Origin of the sequence: Dokdonella sp. (genome assembly GCF_039926425.1) — a bacterium.
In the GTDB taxonomy this organism is placed as follows: Bacteria; Pseudomonadota; Gammaproteobacteria; order Xanthomonadales; family Rhodanobacteraceae; genus Dokdonella_A.
The window spans coordinates 1-18,316 of sequence record NZ_JBDSWZ010000046.1; the positions used below are offsets into that span (position 1 = coordinate 1).

At 63.2% G+C, this 18,316-nt stretch carries 15 protein-coding genes and 1 pseudogene; 9 read left to right on the plus strand and 7 right to left on the minus strand.

Features of this window, described 5'->3' with window-relative positions:
- Positions 1-730: DEAD/DEAH box helicase (locus tag ABIV12_RS02830; RefSeq protein WP_348056016.1), on the minus strand; the 730-nt coding region annotated here is incomplete at its 3' end.
- A 320-nt stretch (positions 731-1,050) separates the two neighbouring features.
- Here ABIV12_RS02830 and ABIV12_RS02835 point away from each other — a divergent pair.
- Both ABIV12_RS02835 and ABIV12_RS02840 read left to right on the plus strand, forming a co-directional pair.
- The gene (locus ABIV12_RS02835) at positions 1,051-3,534 is read left to right on the plus strand and encodes an EAL domain-containing protein (RefSeq protein ID WP_348056019.1); all 2,484 of its coding nucleotides are present in this window, start codon (positions 1,051-1,053) and stop codon (positions 3,532-3,534) included.
- Between the two features lie 136 nt (positions 3,535-3,670).
- On the plus strand, positions 3,671-4,531 hold the full coding sequence (locus ABIV12_RS02840) for a PA4780 family RIO1-like protein kinase (RefSeq protein ID WP_348056021.1): 861 nt from the start codon (positions 3,671-3,673) through the stop codon (positions 4,529-4,531).
- Positions 4,532-4,625: 94 nt separating this feature from the next.
- Here ABIV12_RS02840 and ABIV12_RS02845 read toward each other — a convergent pair whose 3' ends face one another.
- The 3 genes from ABIV12_RS02845 to ABIV12_RS02855 all read right to left on the minus strand — a co-directional run bounded on the left by ABIV12_RS02845 (position 4,626) and on the right by ABIV12_RS02855 (position 6,956).
- A complete protein-coding gene (locus tag ABIV12_RS02845; RefSeq protein ID WP_348056023.1) occupies positions 4,626-5,807 on the minus strand; it encodes an NAD(P)/FAD-dependent oxidoreductase in 1,182 nt (393 codons plus the stop codon).
- Positions 5,808-5,810: 3 nt separating this feature from the next.
- Complete coding sequence (locus tag ABIV12_RS02850) at positions 5,811-6,368, minus strand: YaeQ family protein (protein WP_348056025.1); 558 nt, start codon at positions 6,366-6,368, stop codon at positions 5,811-5,813.
- Positions 6,369-6,596: 228 nt separating this feature from the next.
- Positions 6,597-6,956, minus strand: coding sequence for a YkgJ family cysteine cluster protein (locus ABIV12_RS02855; protein ID WP_348056027.1), 360 nt, complete (start codon positions 6,954-6,956; stop codon positions 6,597-6,599).
- Positions 6,957-7,029: 73 nt separating this feature from the next.
- Between ABIV12_RS02855 and ABIV12_RS02860 the strand changes: the two genes are divergently transcribed.
- Complete coding sequence (locus ABIV12_RS02860; RefSeq protein ID WP_348056044.1) at positions 7,030-7,974, plus strand: pseudouridine synthase; 945 nt, start codon at positions 7,030-7,032, stop codon at positions 7,972-7,974.
- Positions 7,975-8,331: 357 nt separating this feature from the next.
- Here ABIV12_RS02860 and hutI read toward each other — a convergent pair whose 3' ends face one another.
- On the minus strand, positions 8,332-9,570 hold the full coding sequence (hutI, locus tag ABIV12_RS02865) for an imidazolonepropionase (RefSeq protein WP_348056029.1): 1,239 nt from the start codon (positions 9,568-9,570) through the stop codon (positions 8,332-8,334).
- A 256-nt stretch (positions 9,571-9,826) separates the two neighbouring features.
- On the opposite strand from hutI, the gene ABIV12_RS02870 reads away from it, so the two are divergent.
- The 5 genes from ABIV12_RS02870 (at position 9,827) to ABIV12_RS02890 (ending at position 15,759) form a co-directional block, all read left to right on the plus strand.
- On the plus strand, positions 9,827-11,236 hold the full coding sequence (locus ABIV12_RS02870) for a formimidoylglutamate deiminase (protein WP_348056031.1): 1,410 nt from the start codon (positions 9,827-9,829) through the stop codon (positions 11,234-11,236).
- 458 nt (positions 11,237-11,694) lie between these two features.
- Positions 11,695-13,725, plus strand: a complete 2,031-nt coding sequence (locus ABIV12_RS02875) for a SpoIIE family protein phosphatase (protein WP_348056033.1) — start codon at positions 11,695-11,697, stop codon at positions 13,723-13,725.
- Positions 13,725-14,258, plus strand: a complete 534-nt coding sequence (locus tag ABIV12_RS02880; RefSeq protein ID WP_348056035.1) for a SiaB family protein kinase — start codon at positions 13,725-13,727, stop codon at positions 14,256-14,258. Before ABIV12_RS02875 ends, ABIV12_RS02880 begins: the two co-directional genes overlap by 1 nt.
- Positions 14,259-14,266: 8 nt before the next feature.
- The gene (locus ABIV12_RS02885) at positions 14,267-14,647 is read left to right on the plus strand and encodes a SiaC family regulatory phosphoprotein (RefSeq protein WP_348056036.1); all 381 of its coding nucleotides are present in this window, start codon (positions 14,267-14,269) and stop codon (positions 14,645-14,647) included.
- A gap of 11 nt (positions 14,648-14,658) precedes the next feature.
- Complete coding sequence (locus ABIV12_RS02890) at positions 14,659-15,759, plus strand: diguanylate cyclase (RefSeq protein ID WP_348056038.1); 1,101 nt, start codon at positions 14,659-14,661, stop codon at positions 15,757-15,759.
- Positions 15,760-15,916: 157 nt separating this feature from the next.
- Here the strand turns inward: ABIV12_RS02890 and ABIV12_RS02895 are convergent, their stop codons facing one another.
- Positions 15,917-17,167: an alkaline phosphatase family protein gene (locus ABIV12_RS02895; protein ID WP_348056040.1), complete on the minus strand. Its 1,251-nt coding sequence runs from the start codon at positions 17,165-17,167 to the stop codon at positions 15,917-15,919.
- An 83-nt stretch (positions 17,168-17,250) separates the two neighbouring features.
- Positions 17,251-17,853: a cysteine dioxygenase family protein gene (locus ABIV12_RS02900; protein ID WP_348056042.1), complete on the minus strand. Its 603-nt coding sequence runs from the start codon at positions 17,851-17,853 to the stop codon at positions 17,251-17,253.
- A gap of 263 nt (positions 17,854-18,116) precedes the next feature.
- Between ABIV12_RS02900 and ABIV12_RS02905 the strand changes: the two are divergent.
- Positions 18,117-18,316 (plus strand): annotated as a pseudogene (locus ABIV12_RS02905) (oxidoreductase); the annotation flags it as partial.

Consider the following 18,316-nt stretch of genomic DNA (forward strand, 5'->3'; position numbering starts at 1 on the left):
CGCTCGATTCGGGCCGGTACTCCAGCAGCAGCGCACCGAGGGTTGCCGGCTTGCGCGACAGCTCCACCTCGACGAACACCTGTTCGATCGCCGGCTGCTCGACTGCACCGGCAATCGTGATCTCGGTGGGATCGCGCAACACGCTGCGTCCGATCGCGCGGATTTCCTCGGGGTAGGTTGCAGAAAACAGCAGGCTCTGCCGCGTCGAGGGCGTCTTGCCGACGATTTCGCGGATCGGCTCCTCGAATCCCATGTCGAGCATGCGATCCGCTTCATCGAGCACCAGGGTTCGGATGTGCGAAAGGTGCAATACCTTCTTGCGCAGCATTTCCTGCACGCGCCCGGGCGTACCGACGATGACGTGCGAGTCCTTGCGCAGGGACGCCATCTGCGGGTTGAGGGAAACGCCGCCAGTCAGGATCAGAACCTTGAGGTTCGGGATCGCGCTGGCGAGCCGGCGGATCTCCTTGGCGACCTGGTCGGCCAGTTCACGTGTTGGGCACAGCACCAGTGCCTGCGGACGCACGTGGGCGGGGTCGATCCGCTGCAGCAGGCCGAGGCCGAACGCGACGGTCTTGCCGCTGCCGGTCGGCGCCTGGACGATCAGGTCGCGGCCCTCCAGCATCGGCGGAAGGCTTTGCTCCTGCACCGGCGTCATGTCGACGTAGCCGAGTTGATCGACCGCCTGCAGCAGGGCGGGGGAAAGCGAAAGAGTGGGGAAGTTGGGCATGCGCAATGATCGCAGCTTGGCGGGAGTTGGGGAATTGGCGTGGCGCCAACGCGGGCTGGCTCGGTCGCAGCCACACTCCGTCCGCCCGTTGAGTTCTGGCGACGACGCTCGGCCGATCCGGCGTCCCATTCCGCGCTCCATGCCCGCTCCCGTACAGAGCCCCGCGTCACATGAGAGGATGCTGTTTGTGCAAGCGTGCGTTTCCGCAAGGATTCGCGCAGATCGACCGGTGAAAATGGTAGATTTGATCGTCACCGGAACGTGTTTGATGGACTCGGCGGTCGTGTCATGCGGTGCAGCTTGCCAGCGTGGGGAAACGAATGACGACGATCCTGACGGTCGACGGCCGCGCGAGCGAACGCGAGTTCCTGGCGACGGTCCTCGGCTATGCCGGCTACGAGGTCCTGCAGGCGGCTGCAGGAGCGCAGGCGCTCGAGATCGCGCGAACCGTGCGTCCGGATCTGGCGATCACCGATGTGGTCTTGCCCGACATGGACGGTGCCGAACTCGCCGACCGCATGCACGACGAACAGGCGATTGCCGCGACGCCGCTCATTTTTTGTTGCGCCACTGAGGACATCAGTTCAGCACTGGTTCTTGCGAAATCGTGTCGTGCCGTCGCGGTGCTCGACAAGAGAGCGGAGCCCGAGGAAATCCTCGCCGCGGTGGAAGTGGCGCTGGGGCGCCTGCCGGATTCCGCGATTCTGCCGGCCGCGGCGGTCGCGCCAGGCCTGCTCGGCGCGCGGCTCCCGGCGTATCTGCGCGACCTGACAGGTCTGCAGCGATGCCTGCGCGGGATGCTCGACAAAACGACCGAGCACGCGGATGCGCGCCGCGTCGCGGCCGCCGATTCGGATGCGCTCGACTATTCATTCCAGTCTCTCAGCCTGCGCCTTGCGACTCTGCTCGAGCTCGACATCGCATTGGCAGCGGAGCGCGATCCGCAGAGCATGTTGACTCTGTTCTGTCGCGCTGCGCGTGGAATCCTCGCTTGTCGACACGTCGCATTAGGACTGGTGACGACGGACGGAACGCGATTGAAGGAAGTGGTCGCCAGTGGGCTGGACGCGCGTATCCTCGAAGACCTCACCGCGATGGACCCGACGAAAGGCGTGCTCGGTGAGGTGCTCGGTTCGGGAAAAACCTACCGCTCCGTCCACGGACCGCTTCGACGCGACCTGCTGCAGCTGCCCGACTCGCATCCGTCGATCAGTTCGTTATTGGCGGTACCGGTTCCTGCGCGCACGTCGAGCGCATCGCGAGGATGGCTCTATTTCGCCGGAAAAATCGACGGGAAACCGTTCAACGAAGAAGACGAGCAGTTCGCGGTGACACTCGCAGGCCAGCTCGCACTGGCGTTCGGCAACCTCGCGCTGTACGAAGAGGTTCGGCAGCACGCGGCCGAACTGGAGGTCGAAGTGGGCGAGCGGCGCAGCGCGCAGGCTGAACTCGCCCGCCGCGCAGCCCATGACCAGACCACCGGATTGCCGCGTTTCGTATCGATCGAGCAGCATCTGCGAAGCGCGATCGTGCATGCCGCGGCGACCGCCAGCCGCATCATCCTGCTGTACGTGGACATCGATCGTTTCCACGTGCTCAACGAGACGCGCGGGCGCGCCACCGGGGATGAGGTGCTTCGCGTCGTCGCTGGCCGCCTGATCGAACTGTGCGGCGGCAAGGGCTACGTCGCCCATGTCGCGGCGGACGAATTCGTCGTGGTGCTGGTCGACGAGGAAGGGGCGCGGGACCAGACCGAGTTCGCCGAAGTGGTGCGCAGCGACATCGAACGGATCGTTCATCTCGTCCAGCAACGCATCTTTCTCACCTGCAGCATTGGCGTGAGCTGCTTTCCGGACAATGGTTCGAGTCCGCAAGACCTGCTGCGCCAGTCGGAAGCGGCAATGCTCCGGGCCAAGCGGGACGGGCGCAATTCGGTCAGTGCATTTTCCAACGAACAGAAACAGGCGCTTGAAGACCGATCGACTCTGGGTCTCCGCCTGAGCGACGCCGTGCGCAACAACGAGCTCGTGCTGCACTATCAGCCGCAGGTTCGCGCGGGCGACGGACACGTGGTCGGCTTCGAGGCTCTGGTGCGCTGGCAAAGCCCGGATTTCGGGCTGTTGCCACCGTTGCGGTTCCTAGGAGTCGCGGAAGACCTCGGCCTGATCGTCGACGTCGGAAATTTCGTGCTCGAGACCGTGTGCCGCGAAGCGCGTGGATGGATCGATCTCGGTGAGAACGACTTTTTCATTTCGATCAACGTATCGTCGCTGCAACTCGAACTACCCGACTTCGTGGAAACCGTTCGCGCCACACTCGCGCGCTTCGAGGTGCCGGCGCGTCACCTGGAACTCGAGCTGACCGAAAGCGTGATGGTGCGCAACGTCGAGCGGGCGATCATCACGATGAAGTCCCTCAATGCGCTCGGCGTGCGGTTGGCGCTCGACGATTTTGGCACTGGTTATTCGAGCCTTGCCTATTTGCGTCGGTTTCCAATTGACAAGCTGAAGATCGATCAGAGTTTTGTCCAGGACCTCAGTTCCGACATGGGGTCAGCCGGCATTTGTCGCGCGATCATCGCTCTGGGCCACGAGCTCGGCATGGTCGTTCTGGCCGAAGGGGTCGAAACCGAAAATCAGGCGGCACACCTCAGGCACAACGGTTGCGACCAGTTCCAGGGTTATCACTTCAGCAAGCCGGTGGTTGCATCAAAGGCCTTCCAATTGCTGCAGCAGCGCGGAGTTGACCGCGGCGCATCGTCGCAGGTTCTCGGGCCGTTGATCGACGTGGCAGCGATTGGCTGAGCGTTGTCGGAAAGACGCGGAATGCTCGCCGTCGGCTTGGTGTACAGAGCGCGAGAAACGCTTCGAGGGGAGTGGGCGGCGATCCGCGTGCGTTAGACTAGTCGTTTGCCTGAATCGCCTTTCTCGTTCCCGACCCATGAAAACCCCACCAGGACTGCTGGCGCTGATCGATGACGGCGTCATCGATGAAGTGATCCGCCCGCTCAAGAGCGGCAAGGAAGCCTCTGTGTATGTCGTTCGCTCGGGTACCGAGGTGCGCTGCGCCAAGGTCTACAAGGACATGCGGCAGCGCAGCTTCCAGCAGCGCGCGCAATATCAGGAAGGACGCAAGGTGCGCGGCAGCCGCGAGGCGCGCGCGATCGCCAAGAGCTCCCGCTACGGCCGCAAGGAGCAGGAATCAGCGTGGAAGAACACCGAAGTCGACGCGCTCTATCGGCTCGACGCGGCTGGCGTGCGCGTGCCAAAGCCTTACGGATTTTTCAACGGCGTGCTGGTGATGGAACTGGTCACCGATGCGGGCGGCTATTCGGCGCCACGACTCGGTGAAGTCGAGCTGTCGGCAGAAACCGCTCGCGGGTACCACGTGTTCATGATGAACCAGATCGCGCGCATGCTGTGCGCCGGTCTGATCCACGGTGACCTGTCGGAGTACAACGTGCTGGTCGGGCCGGATGGACCAGTGATCATCGACCTGCCGCAAGCAGTCGACGCGGCCGGCAACAACGCTGCACTGGCAATGCTCGAGCGCGACGTGCTGAACATCACCACCAGCCTGGCGCGGTTCGCGCCCGAACTGATGGAGACCGACTTCGCGAACGAAATGTGGGCGCTGTTCCAGGAAGGAGAACTGCGCCCCGACAGCGCGCTCACCGGCGTTTTCATCCGCAATGAAGCGCCAGCCGATGTGGACGCCGTGATGGAAGCGATCGACGAAGCACGCGACGAGGCGGTTCGCCGCCAGCGCGGCCGCGACGAGGCAAACGCAGACCCGGGTTGACGCATCCGGAGCACGTCGACGCCGTCGGCCGGACGCGCTTGCGCGGTTGGCGTTGCCGACCTGTCGCTGCACGCGCTTGCCTCCCTGATGCCGCCTACAACGCGCTTCCCGCCGCGTGTCCGGACGCCCACGCCCACTGGAAGTTGTAGCCGCCGAGCCAGCCGGTCACGTCGACGACTTCGCCGACAAAATACAGCCCCGGCACACGTTTCGATTGCATCGTGGTCGATGACAGTTCGTCGGTGTCGACGCCGCCGAGCGTGACTTCGGCCGTCCGGTAACCTTCGCTGCCACTCGCGATCAGCGGGAAGTCGCTCAACACCGTCGCCATTGCGCGAAGCTCCGTTTCGCGAAACTGGCGCATCGGCTTGCCCGGCAGCCACACATCGCACAGACGCTGCGCGAAGCGTTTCGGCAGGCGCTCTGCAATCACGGTGCGCAGTTCGCTTGCAGGCCGTTGCGCCTGTTGCGAACGCAGCCATTCAAATGCGTCGTCGCCGGGCAGCAGATCGAGTCGCAGATCGTCGCCGGGATTCCAGTACGACGAGATCTGCAGGATCGCCGGCCCGCTGATGCCACGATGGGTGACCAGCATGAAGTTGCGGAACATGGCTCCATTGCAGCGCGCCTCGACCTGCAGAGCGACGCCGGAAAGGTCGGCAAATCGTTCCTGATGCGTTCCACTCAGCGTCAGCGGCACCAGACCGGCGCGCGTCGGCAGCACGCGATGGCCGAATTGCCGGGCGAGTTCGTAGCCGAAGCCACTCGCGCCCATGCTCGGGATCGACAAGCCGCCCGTCGCAACTACGAGCGCGGTCGTACTGAAGGTGCCTTGCGATGTGTGGAGACGGAACTGCGCGTCTTCATGCTGTACGTTGTCAATGCGGCAGCCGGTCTCGATCCGGACGGCGGATGCATCGCACTCATCAACGAGCATCCGCACGATCTGCTTGGACGAGTCGTCGCAGAACAACTGGCCGAGTTCCTTCTCGTGGTACGCGATGCGGTGATGGTCGACCATCGCGATGAAATCGGCCGGACGAAAGCGTGCGAGCGCCGATTTGCAGAAGTGCGGATTGGCCGAAATGAACTGGTCCGGAGTGGTTCCGGTGTTGGTGAAATTGCAGCGCCCGCCGCCGGACATCAGGATCTTCTTGCCGACGCGGTTTGCGTGTTCGATCAGCAGCACGCGCTTGCCGCGCCGGCCCGCGGCGATGGCACACATCAATCCGGCTGCACCGCCACCGACGATGATCGCATCAAACGTTTCCGGCATCGCTCAACGTGCCTGCGTCGCAGGGGCCATGCGCAGGGTTGGAATCACCGTCACGCTGCGATCGTCGTCGAGCAACTGCATCTGGCCATCCTGGATCAGGCACTGCAGGCGCATCGTGCGACCGCCGAGTTCGCCGAGCGCTTCGGTGGTTTCACCCGGAATGTCGATCACGGTGAGGTTGCGCGAGCGTTGCAGCGACAGCGCGGTCTTGTCCCACCAGATCTGCGCGCCACGACCGCTGTAGCTGACGATCACCACCTGGCGCGCACGACCGCAGGCCTTGCGGATGCGCTGGTCGTCCGGCTGCCCGAGGTCGATCCACAGCGAGATCTCGCCCGTACGGTCCTTCAGCCACAAATCGGGCTCGTCGTCGCTGCTGAGGCCCTTGCCGAACTCGAGTCGCTCATCCGCGTACAGCGCAAATGCGACAAGTCGCACCATCAGGCGCTGTACGGTTTCCGACGGGTGCAGCGCCATCGTCAGCGCATGGGTCGCGTAGTAATGGCGATCCATGTCGCTGACCTGCAGCTCGATCTTGTAGATCGTCGAATTGGGCGCCATGCGCTGGCCTTGCGTCGGAAAGGCGGCATTGTAGGGGCTTGCCGGGCTTTGCGTGGCCTTGTCCGCTGTTCAAAGCGAAAGATTGGAACACGAAGTACGCGAAGACGAAGATCGGCGAGAGCAGCGGTTGCTTCTGACCGCACGTTCCGCTGTTGATCCTCGTGCTCTTCATGATTCAATTCTCTGCTTGAGCTATGCGCGCGCTCATACCATTCATGCGCCCCACCGTCAGCCGTGGTCGGCCACCACGGTGATCGCGATGCCGCCACCCGGCTTGCCGAACCAGGTGTCGCGTTCGTCGCGGCAGTACGGGCCGCCCATCGCAAATTTGCGACAGACGCCGGGCCGGGCCTCGTAGATCGTGCAACGCATCGTGTTGCGATCGAGCGCGACGCACCAGCCGTCGTCCGAGCGCTCCATCTGCTCCATGCCGTGCTCGTCGTGCACGGTCAGCCATGAAGGAACGACGTCGCCTGCGAGGATGTAGACCGTGAGCCGGCAACACACGGCTTCGCAGGTATTGCAATGCACCGAAGGATCGATGCTTTCGGCGTAGGGATCGTGCGCAACGTCTGGGTGAATACTCATGCGCCAGTATCCCGCACTTACGCCGACCCCGTGTTCTCCGTCACCATGGCCGGGTTTCCCGTTCAGTCCCGGTATGGTCAAGCCGCTTCCAGTGCGCAACGGCGTTGCCGCAAGTCGTCTGCAGCTTCCCGCAGGGTCGTGGACGACCGTGCTCGATGCCGTATGCGCGAAATTTCCGTCGATCGATCGCGCGGTTTGGTGCGAGCGGATCGTGCGGCGTGACGTGGCGGATTCGAATGGCATTGCGATCACATCGACGACCCCGTATCGCGTCGGAATGGAAATCCACTACTACCGCGAAGTGTCGGGCGAGCCGCGCATTCCGTTCGACGAATCGATCGTGCATGAAGACGCGCACCTGATCATCGTCGACAAACCGCATTTCCTGCCGGTGGTTCCGTCCGGTCGTTTCGTCGAGGAAACCCTGCTAGCGCGATTGATACGCCGGTCGGGCAACGCGGATCTTGCACCGCTGCATCGCATCGACCGCGCGACGGCCGGGCTGGTGATGGTTTCGGCGAATGCATCGAGCCGATCCGCCTACCAGCAGCTGTTTCGCGAGCGACGGATCCGAAAGGTGTACGAAGCGCTGGCGCCTGCGTTGCCTGCACGCACGTTTCCGATGACATTCACGTCGCGCCTGGTTCGCGGTGAGCCATTCTTCCGCATGCAGACCGTCGAAGGCCTGCCGAACAGCGAAACGCAGGTCGACGTGATCGATCGGGCAGGCGCGGTCTGGCGATATGGCCTCGAGCCGGTGTCGGGCCGCAAGCATCAATTGCGGGTCCACATGGCCGCGCTGGGAGCGCCAATCCTCAACGACGAACTCTATCCCGAGCTGGCATCTTCCGACGCACACAACGCTCGCGCCGATGACTTCAGTCGACCGCTGCAACTCCTGGCGAAGAGACTCGAGTTCCGCGATCCGCTGAATGGAGAAATACGGAGTTTCGACAGTGGTCTGACCTTGCGCGATCTACGCTTGCCGAATGAAGCGTCGCCACTGCGCCACACGTGAAAGGCGCCGGCGCTGTCGGTCGACGTCGATGTTTGCCGTATGGGATGACCAGCACGCAGCCGCAGGGTCCTGGAAGCCAGACCGTCGCAGCAAGCCCCTGCCGGAGAAATGGACATCATGCCGACCACGATTGCCGCACAGCTCGGGGCGGCAACGATTGGGGTGCTCGTCCTTGCGATCACCTCGTTGACATCCCCGATGGAAAGGTCACGCTGTTGGGTCGCGTGTTCTTCGAAGACAGCACCGACGATGCGGACTACATCACGTTGACCCGCGTGCAGATGGACGGCGTCTTCGACAACGGATTCGACTGAGCGTCGAAGAGCCATGCACGCATTCGAATGACTCGCGCCTGGACTAGCCCGAAGCTCGTGCTATGTCCGATCCTGCAATGACCACGCGGCGGGCGAGGCTGCCACCGATCCAGTAGCACAGGTCCGATGGCTGGTGCGCATTCCAGATGACGAAGTCCGCGCGCTTTCCCGGATGCAGCGTGCCGCGATCGGCGAGGCCGAGTGCGCGGGCCGCGTTCACCGTGGTTCCGCGCAGTGCTTCTTCCGGTGTCATGCGAAACAACGTGCACGCCATGTTCATTGCCAGACGCAACGAAAGGATCGGCGACGTGCCGGGATTGAGATCGCTCGCGATGGCCATGGCCACGCCGTGTTCGCGCAATGCGGCAATCGGCGGCATTTTTGTCTCGCGCAGCGCATAAAACGCGCCGGGCAGCAGGACCGCGACCGTTCCTGCGTCTGCCATCGCGCGGATTCCCGCGTGACTGGTCCATTCCAGATGATCGGCGGAGAGGCCGCCGAATTCCGCGACGAGCGATGCGCCATCGAGATCGGAAAGCTGGTCCGCGTGGAGCTTGACCGGCAGGCCAAGCGCGCGCGCCGTGTCGAAGACGCGGCGGGTCTGTGCCGGCGTGAACGCGATCGTCTCGCAGAATGCATCGACCGCATCCGCGAGGCCCGCGTCGGCAATTCCTGGGAGGATCACGTCACAAACGGCATCCACGTAAGCGTCGGGGCGGCCGGCGAACTCCGGTGGAAGCGCATGCGCTGCGAGCAGCGTTGTGCGCACGCCGATGCCGAGTTCGCTGCCGAGACGACGCGCCACGCGCAGCATCTTCGCCTCGGTTGGAAGATCGAGTCCGTAGCCGGACTTGATCTCGATCGTCGTCACGCCGTCGGCCACCAGCGCGCGTGCGCGCGGCAATGCCTGAGCAAGCAGTGCGTTTTCGTCCGTCTCGCGGGTCGCGCGCACGCTCGAGAGAATGCCGCCTCCCGCGCGTGCAATCGCTTCGTAGCTGACGCCGTTGAGACGTTGTTCGAATTCGTCCGAACGGTCACCGCCGAACACCAGATGCGTGTGGCAGTCGATCAGCCCCGGCGTGACAAGCATGTCTCCCGCGGATTCGACCCGCGCCACCAACGTCGAGGGCGCGGCCGGCAGTTCGCTCGACGGACCGGCGAAGACAATCGCGCCGTCCTTCCAGCCCAGCGCACCTCCGTCGACAAATCCATACGGCACGCCGGAGTCCGACATCGTCGCGAGGCGACAATCGAGCAGCAAACCGTCCCAGGGTGGATTCATCGCGTGCGACCGTTCTCACAGGAAGCGCAAGTATCGCAGAGTGTCCCTTCGTGGCGCTTCGGCGACGCGGCGACGCGTGATGTCGAAGCGCGAGGGACATGGTCTGCACTTCGACATGGCAAGGGCCCCGTAGATCTCGATGTCGTTGCAGTTCCAGGCGACGGCATTGCGCCACATGTCTGCGGTGCGAAGTTGGCGGCATGCTGGCAATGCCGCGCCGTGGCCGCTAGGCTTGCCGTTTGCCGACGGAATGCGCATGGACGTCAGCCGATACTTTTCCGAACACGTCTGGGTCAACAGCGGTTTCGCCGCCGATGTCACGTTGCAGGTCGATCGTGGCGGAGCTGCAGGACATGTGCTCTCGGCTGACGCGGGGTCGACGCGTGACGCAGGCGAGACGCTCGGGCGCTACGTCGTGCCCGGCATGACGAACCTGCATTCGCATGCGTTCCAGCGCGCGATGGCCGGCTTGGCGGAACGCGGCGGCAACGACGACACGTTCTGGAGCTGGCGCGAAGTGATGTATGCATTCGCCGGGCGCGTTGGTCCGGACGACCTTCGCGCGATCGCCACGCAGTTGTACATCGAGATGCTGAAGGCCGGCTACACGCAGGTGTGCGAATTCCACTATCTGCACCATCAGCCCGACGGCACGCCGTACGCCGATCCCGCCGAGATGTCGCTGGCGCTGGTCGACGCGGCGCGTGACGCCGGAATCGGCCTCACGCTGCTGCCGGCGCTCTACATGACCGGCGGATTCGACGGGCGTCCGCTGTCGGAACGCCAGCGCCGCTTCGGCCACGACGTCGACGGATTCCTCCGACTGATCGAACGGCTGCGCGCACTCGAATCGGCGACGTTCAATGTCGGCATTGCACTGCATTCGCTGCGCGCGGTTCCCGCCGATGCGATGCGCGCGGTACTCGAAGGCATTTCTGGAATGCCAGCGTCCGCCGCAAGCCGCGAGGCTGCGCAGATGCCGGTTCACATCCATGTCGCCGAACAGATCGGCGAAGTGCAGGACTGCCTTGCGCTGCGCAATGCGCGGCCGGTCGAGTGGCTGCTCGATCATGCGCCGGTCGATTCGCGTTGGTGCCTGGTGCACGCGACGCACATGACTGACGCAGAGACACGTCAACTCGCGGCGACCGGTGCGGTTGCCGGCCTCTGCCCGACCACCGAGGCAAATCTCGGTGATGGACTGTTTCCGCTCAAGGCATATCTCGACGCGGGCGGCGCGATCGGCATCGGGTCGGACAGCCATATCTCGGTGTCGGTGGTCGAGGAACTGCGCTGGCTCGAGTACGGCCAGCGCCTGGTGACGAAGCATCGCAACGTCAGCGCAAGCTCGCGCAGCCCGAGTACCGGTGAAACCCTGTTCCGACGCGCGCTCGCAGGTGGCGCGAGTGCTGCCGGTGGCGGGTTGGGCGATCTACGCCCGGGTGCGCGGCTCGATCTGGTGGTGCTCGATGACCACGCGCCGCTCCTCGCAGGGCGCGCGCCGCCAAACGTGATCGACACCTGGCTGTTCGCCGGAAACGCGTCACTGGTGCGCGATGTGATGGTGGCGGGCGAGTGGCACATTCGCGCATTCCGACATCGTGATGAGGAGCGCATCAGCGCGCGTTACCGTGCCGTTGTCGAACGCCTCGCGCAAGGCAGCTAGTCGCGCGATGTGGTTGTTCGGATCAACGGTCGAGCCTGTGATCACGCCGATCCGGTCTCACGAGCAATGACCCCGCAAGGTGACGTCCGGTGCCGCGATCTGGCGCTTGCTGCTGAAGCAAGACGGGTTCGGGGTCAAGCAGCCACCGTATCAGCAGATGCGCGCTGTTTGTGACGCTGAGCGGCGGCTCGCCACTGCGCGCCGAAGTTCGCCCGTCGGTTGCGCGTGCATTGGCGGCTGGATCGATCATTGCATGCGTAAGGCAACGCGGTGTGCCACCCGGCCAGTTCAACGCGTGGGCGGAGAGAACGGATGGTGAGTGGGTTGCACGAAGCACGTCCAGGAACGCCGAGCTGGCGGTCGTGGGCGAGTGCCAACGAACGTCGTCACGAGTCCTTGCCCGGTCGCCGTGGCGGCGCTGACCTGATCGACGCGGGCATCGTGCGAGGAGTCGCGTGATGCGCACACGATTGCGCGGCTTGCGCGGACGCTTTCTGCTGATCGTCATCGCGATCTACGTGCTCGTTGGTGTCCTCTCGCTGGTCGGGTTCTACAGGGTTGCCGAAACGATCATCCGCCAGTTGGGCGGCAGCTATGCCACGCAGTATGCAAATCAGCAGCGCGGACGCATCACGGCGCGTGTCGATCGCGAACTCGTGCTGACGCAGAAACTCGTTGCGTCTCCGCTGCTGCGCAACTGGGCAAACGACGAGTCGAACACGCAGCTCGCGCGGGAATCACTGGAAGAACTGGAAAGTTTCCGCGTGCTGTTCGCGGACCACAGCTGGTTTTTCGTCGTCGGCAAGAGCGGCGACTACTATCACAACAACGCCGCAAACGAATTCGGCGGGCGCGAATTTCGCTTCGTGATGGATCCGTCCGACCGGACGATGGCGTGGTATTTCGACGTGTTGAAGAATGTCGACGACTTCAATCTGCATGTGGACTACGACGCGCAGCTCGACGTCACCAAGATCTTCATCAACGCGATCGTCAAGAACAACGGTGCCAAGATCGGAATCGGCGGAACGGGCCTTGATCTGTCCGAATTCGTCAGGACCCTGATGCATACGACCGAGCGCGGGATCGAGAACGTGCTGATTGACGATCAAGGCTACGTGCAGGGAATTTCCGACCGTGCACTGATGGAGACGATCGCGCGCACAACCGACGCGACCAAGCGGCCGGCGATGTTTGCGATGATGGACCGCGACTCCGAGCAGTCCACGCTCCGGCAGATCCTCGGGCGGATGCGCGCGGGTCAGATCGAGGATGCGCAGGCGCAATTCACGATACGTGGCCAGAGTCGTCTGGCGGCCATCAGCTACATGCCCGAACTTCACTGGGCGGCGGTGGTGCTGGTGGATCCCGGCGAAGTGATCCGGCTGGAGACATTTCGGCCGATCCTGTTCCTGATGGCGACCGCGTTGCTGTTGACGATCCTGTTGGTGTCGTGGCTGCTGGACCGTTTGGTACTGACGCGACTTGCGCGCCTGACCGATGCCACGCGCAGCGTCGCCGCAGGCCAGTACGATCGGCGCATGACGGTGGACCGCGACGATGAGATCGGCCAGCTCGCGCACTCCTTCAACGCGATGACATCGACGATCGGCGACTACATGCAGAACCTTGAGCACAAGGTCTCCGAGCGAACCGATGCGTTGCAGCAAGCGAACGCGCTGCTCGGTGAATCGAATCGCAAGGTCATGGACAGCATCGGTTATGCGCAGCTGATCCAGTCGTCGATCCTTGCAAAGCCGGACGAGATCGCCCGGTTCGCAGGGGATCACGCGGTGTTGTGGCGGCCGCGCGATGTCGTCGGCGGCGATTTCTACACCGTGCACCGCGATGCGGATGGCGGCGCGCTGGTGGCGGTCGCCGATTGCACGGGCCACGGAGTACCGGGTGCATTCATGACGATGGCGTCCAAAGCGATTCTCGACAGCGCGACTGCCCGTCATGGACTTGCAGATCCTGCAGCGCTGATCGGCGAATTGCATCGGGGCCTGCGCGCGCTGCTCCAAAGCCACGATACGAACAATGCCGACAACGGGTTGGATATTGCATTGCTGTACGTGGCGCCCGCGAGAAACCGACTGGTCTTTGCCGGTGCGAAGCTCGCGCTGTGGATCCTTGCGGCAGACGGCAGCATCTCCGTCGTAAAAGGCGACCGGTTGAGCGCCGGCTACCGCCGGATCCGGGACGACGTGCGGTATGCGAACCACGACGTCGTTGCGCACCCGGGCGAGCGCTACATCCTGTCGAGCGATGGTATCTTTGACCAGAATGGAGGAGAAAAGGGCTTCGCATTCGGGCAGACGAGGGTGCGTGACGTCCTCTCCTCGTTGATCGATCGCCCGCTTGCGCAACTCTTCGACGCGCTTGCCGTGCAGCTGGATGAATACCGCGGCGACCTGCCACAGCGCGATGACATCACGCTGTTCGGGTTCTCCCTCGACGCAGGACGCGCACCCCCTTGGAGCAATTGATGAACCTTTTCGACCTCAAAGAGCAATTGCAGGGCGCGGGCATCCTGATGTGTTTCACGGGAACATTCGGGCGCGGCATCGTCGAGGAACTCGGCACCGCGGTGAAGAAATATCTTGAAAGCTCCGACGAGAGCCGCAAGTCGGCGATGACCGACGTGTTTTCGGTCTACATCGAGGCCGCGCAGAACGTGCGCAACTACTCCGAACGCAGCGGCGCGTCCAGCCGGGAGGTGATCGATGCCAATATCATCGTCATCGCGCGAAGCAACGAACACTACCTGGTGTACGCCGGAAACCTGGTCGAGCCGGACGACGTTCCTGGCCTGACGTCGGCGCTCGATCGCCTCGCCTCGCTCGACAAGGCGGGCCTCAAGGTTGCGTACAAGGAACAGCTGCGCAAGGAGCGCAAGCCCGATGGCGGGGCGGGCCTCGGCCTCATCGAGATGGCACGGCGAGCAAGCGAACCTCTGCGCTATACCTTCACGCCGACTGCCAACGGCCAGTCGTATTTCAGTCTTTGCGTCGCCATTTGAGTGCGCTGATGAATAATTTGTCCCTCGTTGCCACCGCGACCACACCCGCGGTGGATTTCAACGCGTCCACCGGATTGGTGGCGTTGTCCGGTGAGTCGTATCCGGAAAACGCATTTGAATTTTTCAAGCCCCTGCTGGCCTGGGTCGCCGACTATGTCCGTCAATCCAGCGGCCCGCTGAGCGCCGAAATCGCGCTGAGTTACCTCAATACCAGCAGCGTCAAGAGCGTAATGGATCTGCTCGACCAGTTCGAAGCGGCGCACCGCGCGGGTCGTACGGTTGCCGTCCACTGGCACTATCAGCAGGAAAACGAGCGCGCGCTCGAGATGATCGAGGAATTCAAGGACGAAGTGACCTTGCCGTTTTTCATCGTCGCGGTGCCGGGCTGACCATCGTGCCGATGAATGCGCAAGAGACCTTTGCCACGCTGACCGCCGATCCGGCGCTCGCACAAAGCCCGCTCGCCAAGCTTTGCGGTGAGGCCATCGCCGATCAGCACCGTCTGCACCGGCGACTCGAGCGGATCAGCCGGATCTCCGATGGCTATCAGGGCGACCTGATGCGCACGAACCGCGAACTCGCCGCCGCCAACGAACGGCTCGGCGACGCGTTGAACGAGGTTCGGACGCTGAGCGGATTCATCCCGGTCTGCTCACGCTGCCACAAAGTGCGCGACGACGGCGGCTATTGGGACAGTGTCGAGTCGTACCTGGGCAAGCACTCTGACGTGGTTACGTCATCGGCGGTGTGCCCGGACTGCCTGGCCGGCACCTGCGGCGTTGTCGGCAATCTGCCTGCTTCGTCGCCGATCGGCGACGAGGCACAGGCCGAAGCGGACCGCATGGATGCAATCACGCAAGACCCGGTGTTCGCAGACAGTCCGCTGCTCGGCGAATACCAGCGTCTCAGTACCGGCTTTCAAAAACTGTCGCGACGCTTGAACAAGATTTCGCGCATCAGCGACGGGTTTCAGGCGCAACTGAAAGAGCTCAACGTTGCGCTCGCGCAGGCGTCGCGCACGGATCCGCTGACCGCGCTTGCGAATCGTCGCGCAATGCTCGAGCGGCTGGAGCAGGCGGCTGCGTCGGAAGAAAAGCCGTTGTTTGCAATCGCGATGATCGATATCGATCACTTCAAGCGGATCAACGATTCGTTCGGCCACGCGATTGGTGACAACATGTTGCGCGCGTTGGGCGACGCCTTGCGTGCGAACGTGCGCGCAACCGATTTCGTTGCCCGCTGGGGCGGTGAGGAGTTCCTGCTGTTCGTGGACGATTCCGATGCATTCGAAGTGCAGCGGCTGTGCGAGCGGATCCGCGTGGCGGCAGAAGCGGTGCGCGTCGAATATCACGGCAAAGCGATCGGTTGCTCTGTGAGCATCGGCTGCGCCATGCACGAGCGCATCCTGTCGTTCGAGGACACGATCCGGGACGCGGACCGTGCGCTGTATGCAGCGAAGTCGTACGGGCGCAATACGGTGGTGTTGGCGGCGGATCTCTGAGGACGCTCGAGCGCCTGCGCGTCAATCGGGAATGGTCGGCGCCACGCGAACGATGCGCGTGGAGTCGAGCTTCCGATTCACCCATGTCCCATTCCGTCCCGATGGAACCGTTTGCTTCACCGCGGCCAACCGGGCACAGCATGCCAATCACCCACGCTCAGGGCGGAGAGTCGGCCAGCATCCCTGCGACAGCTCTCTCGTCGCCGTCGTTCGGCTGTGGTTTCAATTTGAGCAGATGCATCAGCAGCGGGTACACATCGACGTTGTCGAATTCCGGAACGATGACGCCGCGTTTGAATTCAGGACCTGCTGCGACGAACAGCGCGCGCATGTCGGGGTCGTCGTTGTCATAGCCGTGCTCGCCGGCGGAGTAGTGGCCGCCGTCATCCTCGTAGCCATGCGACGTGATGTTGCCGCCGTGGTCGGCCAGGCACAACAACGACGGGATGCGCGGATGGGTGCCGTAATGCAAACGCGCAGGCACGTCGGATTTTCTCCAGCAGTGCATGTGCGGGTGCGGCAGCAGCAGGGCAGCCTCGATCGATGAGGCCTTCCCCGCGTGCGGCTCGATGCCGGCGAGAATTCCATAGTTGATGACGTCGACATCGCCGAGTGGAACGAGGTCATCGAGATAGGTGCGGCGATCCGCCGAGGTCGCGGTCATTCCGTGGTCGGAGACAATCACCACGTTGGTGTCGGCATAGACCTTGCGCTGTTTGAGGCCAGCGACCAGACGCGCCATCGCCGCGTCGATGCTGCGCAACGCATCGTCGACCTCCGCCGAATCGGGTCCGCTGTGGTGGCCCGCATGGTCGACCTGGTCGAAATAAAGTGTGAAAAACGACGCGCGTGTTGACGCCGGCTCATCCATCCACGCCAGCAGTTGATCGACCCGCTGGTCCGGCGTGATCGTGCCGTCAAACATCTGCCAGTGCGTCGGTCGCACGTCGGCAATTGCGACGTCGGACCCGGGCCAGAACATCGTCGCTGCATGAAGTCCGTGCTTTTCCGCACTCACCCAGACAGGTTCTCCGCCCCACCATGCGGGATCGGTGATCGTTGCGTGATCCTTGTAGACGAACTTTGCGCGCGTCTCCGGATCGACCATGCGGTTGTTGACGATTCCGTGATGGTCGGGATAAAGGCCGGTGACCAGCGTGTAGTGATTCGGGAAGGTCAGCGTCGGGAATGCGGATTTCATCGCCTGCGCGCGCACGCCGCGGGCCGCAAGATCCGCAAGCGCCGGTGTGATGTTGCGATCGAGATAATCCGCGCGAAAGCCGTCGATGGAGATCAGGATCAGCGCGTGCGGCTCGGAGGCTGAGCGGCGTACGGAAGAGGATGGCGCGCAGGCCGCAAGCAGTGCACATACGACCAACACACACGAAAGAAGGCGTCCATTGCGCATCGAGACGATCCATCGGCGGAAACGTCTATCGTCGCCGAACGATGTGACAATTCCCAGTCGCGCGACGATCAGTCAGCGGACCACTATGCGCCGCGCGCGCGCTCGTGTCCGAGTGCACCGTCGATGCGGGCGATCGTCGACCGGGCGGCGTAACGGCCGTCATGCGTCGCCTCGAAATTCCGGTAGGTATCGAGCAGACCGCCGTAGACATGCAGCGTGACTGCAGGTCGTCGCGCCGAGACATTGGTGCAGCGGTGCGCATGCCCTTCAGTGCCGGCGAACGCGCAGGACTGTCCTTCCTCCAGCACCGTGCTACCGACGAAGCGCGGCAATGTTGATTGCGAATCGGCGACCACTTCGTAATCCTCAACGATCAACGACCCCTGCAGCACCATCTCGATGCCCCACAGGCCGGCATGGTCATGGATGGGAGTGGAGTAGCCTGCGGGCCACACCATCATCAGCCCGGTGTAGTGTCCGTCACGCTCGCGTTCGTACAACCAGCGCGAGAAGTCCTTCGGCCGCGCGTCGCACAGCGAGCGCAATGCGCGTCGATCCTTTGGCGAATACCACGCGGCATCGCGGAGGCCTTGATGAACACGGGTCAGCGAAAAGTCCGGCTCGGAAAGACACGTGGCCATGTACGCGCGGACACTGCGCGTAACATCCAGATCGATCGGCAACATGTGCAGCACCCCGTGGTCGTCCCCGTACCGCGACTGGAGCACAGGTCCCGTTAAGCGATCGCTAATTTTCGTGTGCTTCAATCAGGAGAAATCTGACCGGCGGATAGAATCGGTTTCAGCATTGCGGTGCAAGTACATGATCCACTTCGAATTGCCTTCACGCGTTTTGAAAACCGCAAGAAATATAGTGATTGCGCAAGACGGTTCACCGCTCGGCGCTGCCCGCAGTTCGCTCCACACCTCTCTTCCAGGGAACATCCTCCATGAAGCTTTTCGAGCCGCTCACCATCGGCAACATCACCCTGCGCAATCGCATCGCGGTCTCGCCAATGTGCGAATACTCCGCCATCGATGGCGTCCCAAACGAATGGCACAGCGTGCATCTGGGCAGCCGCGCCGTTGGCGGGGCGGGGCTGGTGTTCACCGAAGCAACGGCGGTATCGCCGGAAGGTCGCATCTCGCC

What these genes read in the sequence shown, in the direction of transcription:
- ABIV12_RS02835 (WP_348056019.1), top strand. Translation starts at nt 1,051, where the DNA reads ATGACGACGATCCTGACGGTCGACGGCCGCGCGAGCGAACGCGAGTTC.
- ABIV12_RS02840 (WP_348056021.1), top strand. Translation starts at nt 3,671, where the DNA reads ATGAAAACCCCACCAGGACTGCTGGCGCTGATCGATGACGGCGTCATC.
- ABIV12_RS02845 (WP_348056023.1), bottom strand. Translation starts at nt 5,807, where the DNA reads ATGCCGGAAACGTTTGATGCGATCATCGTCGGTGGCGGTGCAGCCGGA.
- ABIV12_RS02850 (WP_348056025.1), bottom strand. Translation starts at nt 6,368, where the DNA reads ATGGCGCCCAATTCGACGATCTACAAGATCGAGCTGCAGGTCAGCGAC.
- ABIV12_RS02855 (WP_348056027.1), bottom strand. Translation starts at nt 6,956, where the DNA reads ATGAGTATTCACCCAGACGTTGCGCACGATCCCTACGCCGAAAGCATC.
- ABIV12_RS02860 (WP_348056044.1), top strand. Translation starts at nt 7,030, where the DNA reads ATGGTCAAGCCGCTTCCAGTGCGCAACGGCGTTGCCGCAAGTCGTCTG.
- hutI (WP_348056029.1), bottom strand. Translation starts at nt 9,570, where the DNA reads ATGAATCCACCCTGGGACGGTTTGCTGCTCGATTGTCGCCTCGCGACG.
- ABIV12_RS02870 (WP_348056031.1), top strand. Translation starts at nt 9,827, where the DNA reads ATGGACGTCAGCCGATACTTTTCCGAACACGTCTGGGTCAACAGCGGT.
- ABIV12_RS02875 (WP_348056033.1), top strand. Translation starts at nt 11,695, where the DNA reads ATGCGCACACGATTGCGCGGCTTGCGCGGACGCTTTCTGCTGATCGTC.
- ABIV12_RS02880 (WP_348056035.1), top strand. Translation starts at nt 13,725, where the DNA reads ATGAACCTTTTCGACCTCAAAGAGCAATTGCAGGGCGCGGGCATCCTG.
- ABIV12_RS02885 (WP_348056036.1), top strand. Translation starts at nt 14,267, where the DNA reads ATGAATAATTTGTCCCTCGTTGCCACCGCGACCACACCCGCGGTGGAT.
- ABIV12_RS02890 (WP_348056038.1), top strand. Translation starts at nt 14,659, where the DNA reads ATGAATGCGCAAGAGACCTTTGCCACGCTGACCGCCGATCCGGCGCTC.
- ABIV12_RS02895 (WP_348056040.1), bottom strand. Translation starts at nt 17,167, where the DNA reads ATGCGCAATGGACGCCTTCTTTCGTGTGTGTTGGTCGTATGTGCACTG.
- ABIV12_RS02900 (WP_348056042.1), bottom strand. Translation starts at nt 17,853, where the DNA reads ATGTTGCCGATCGATCTGGATGTTACGCGCAGTGTCCGCGCGTACATG.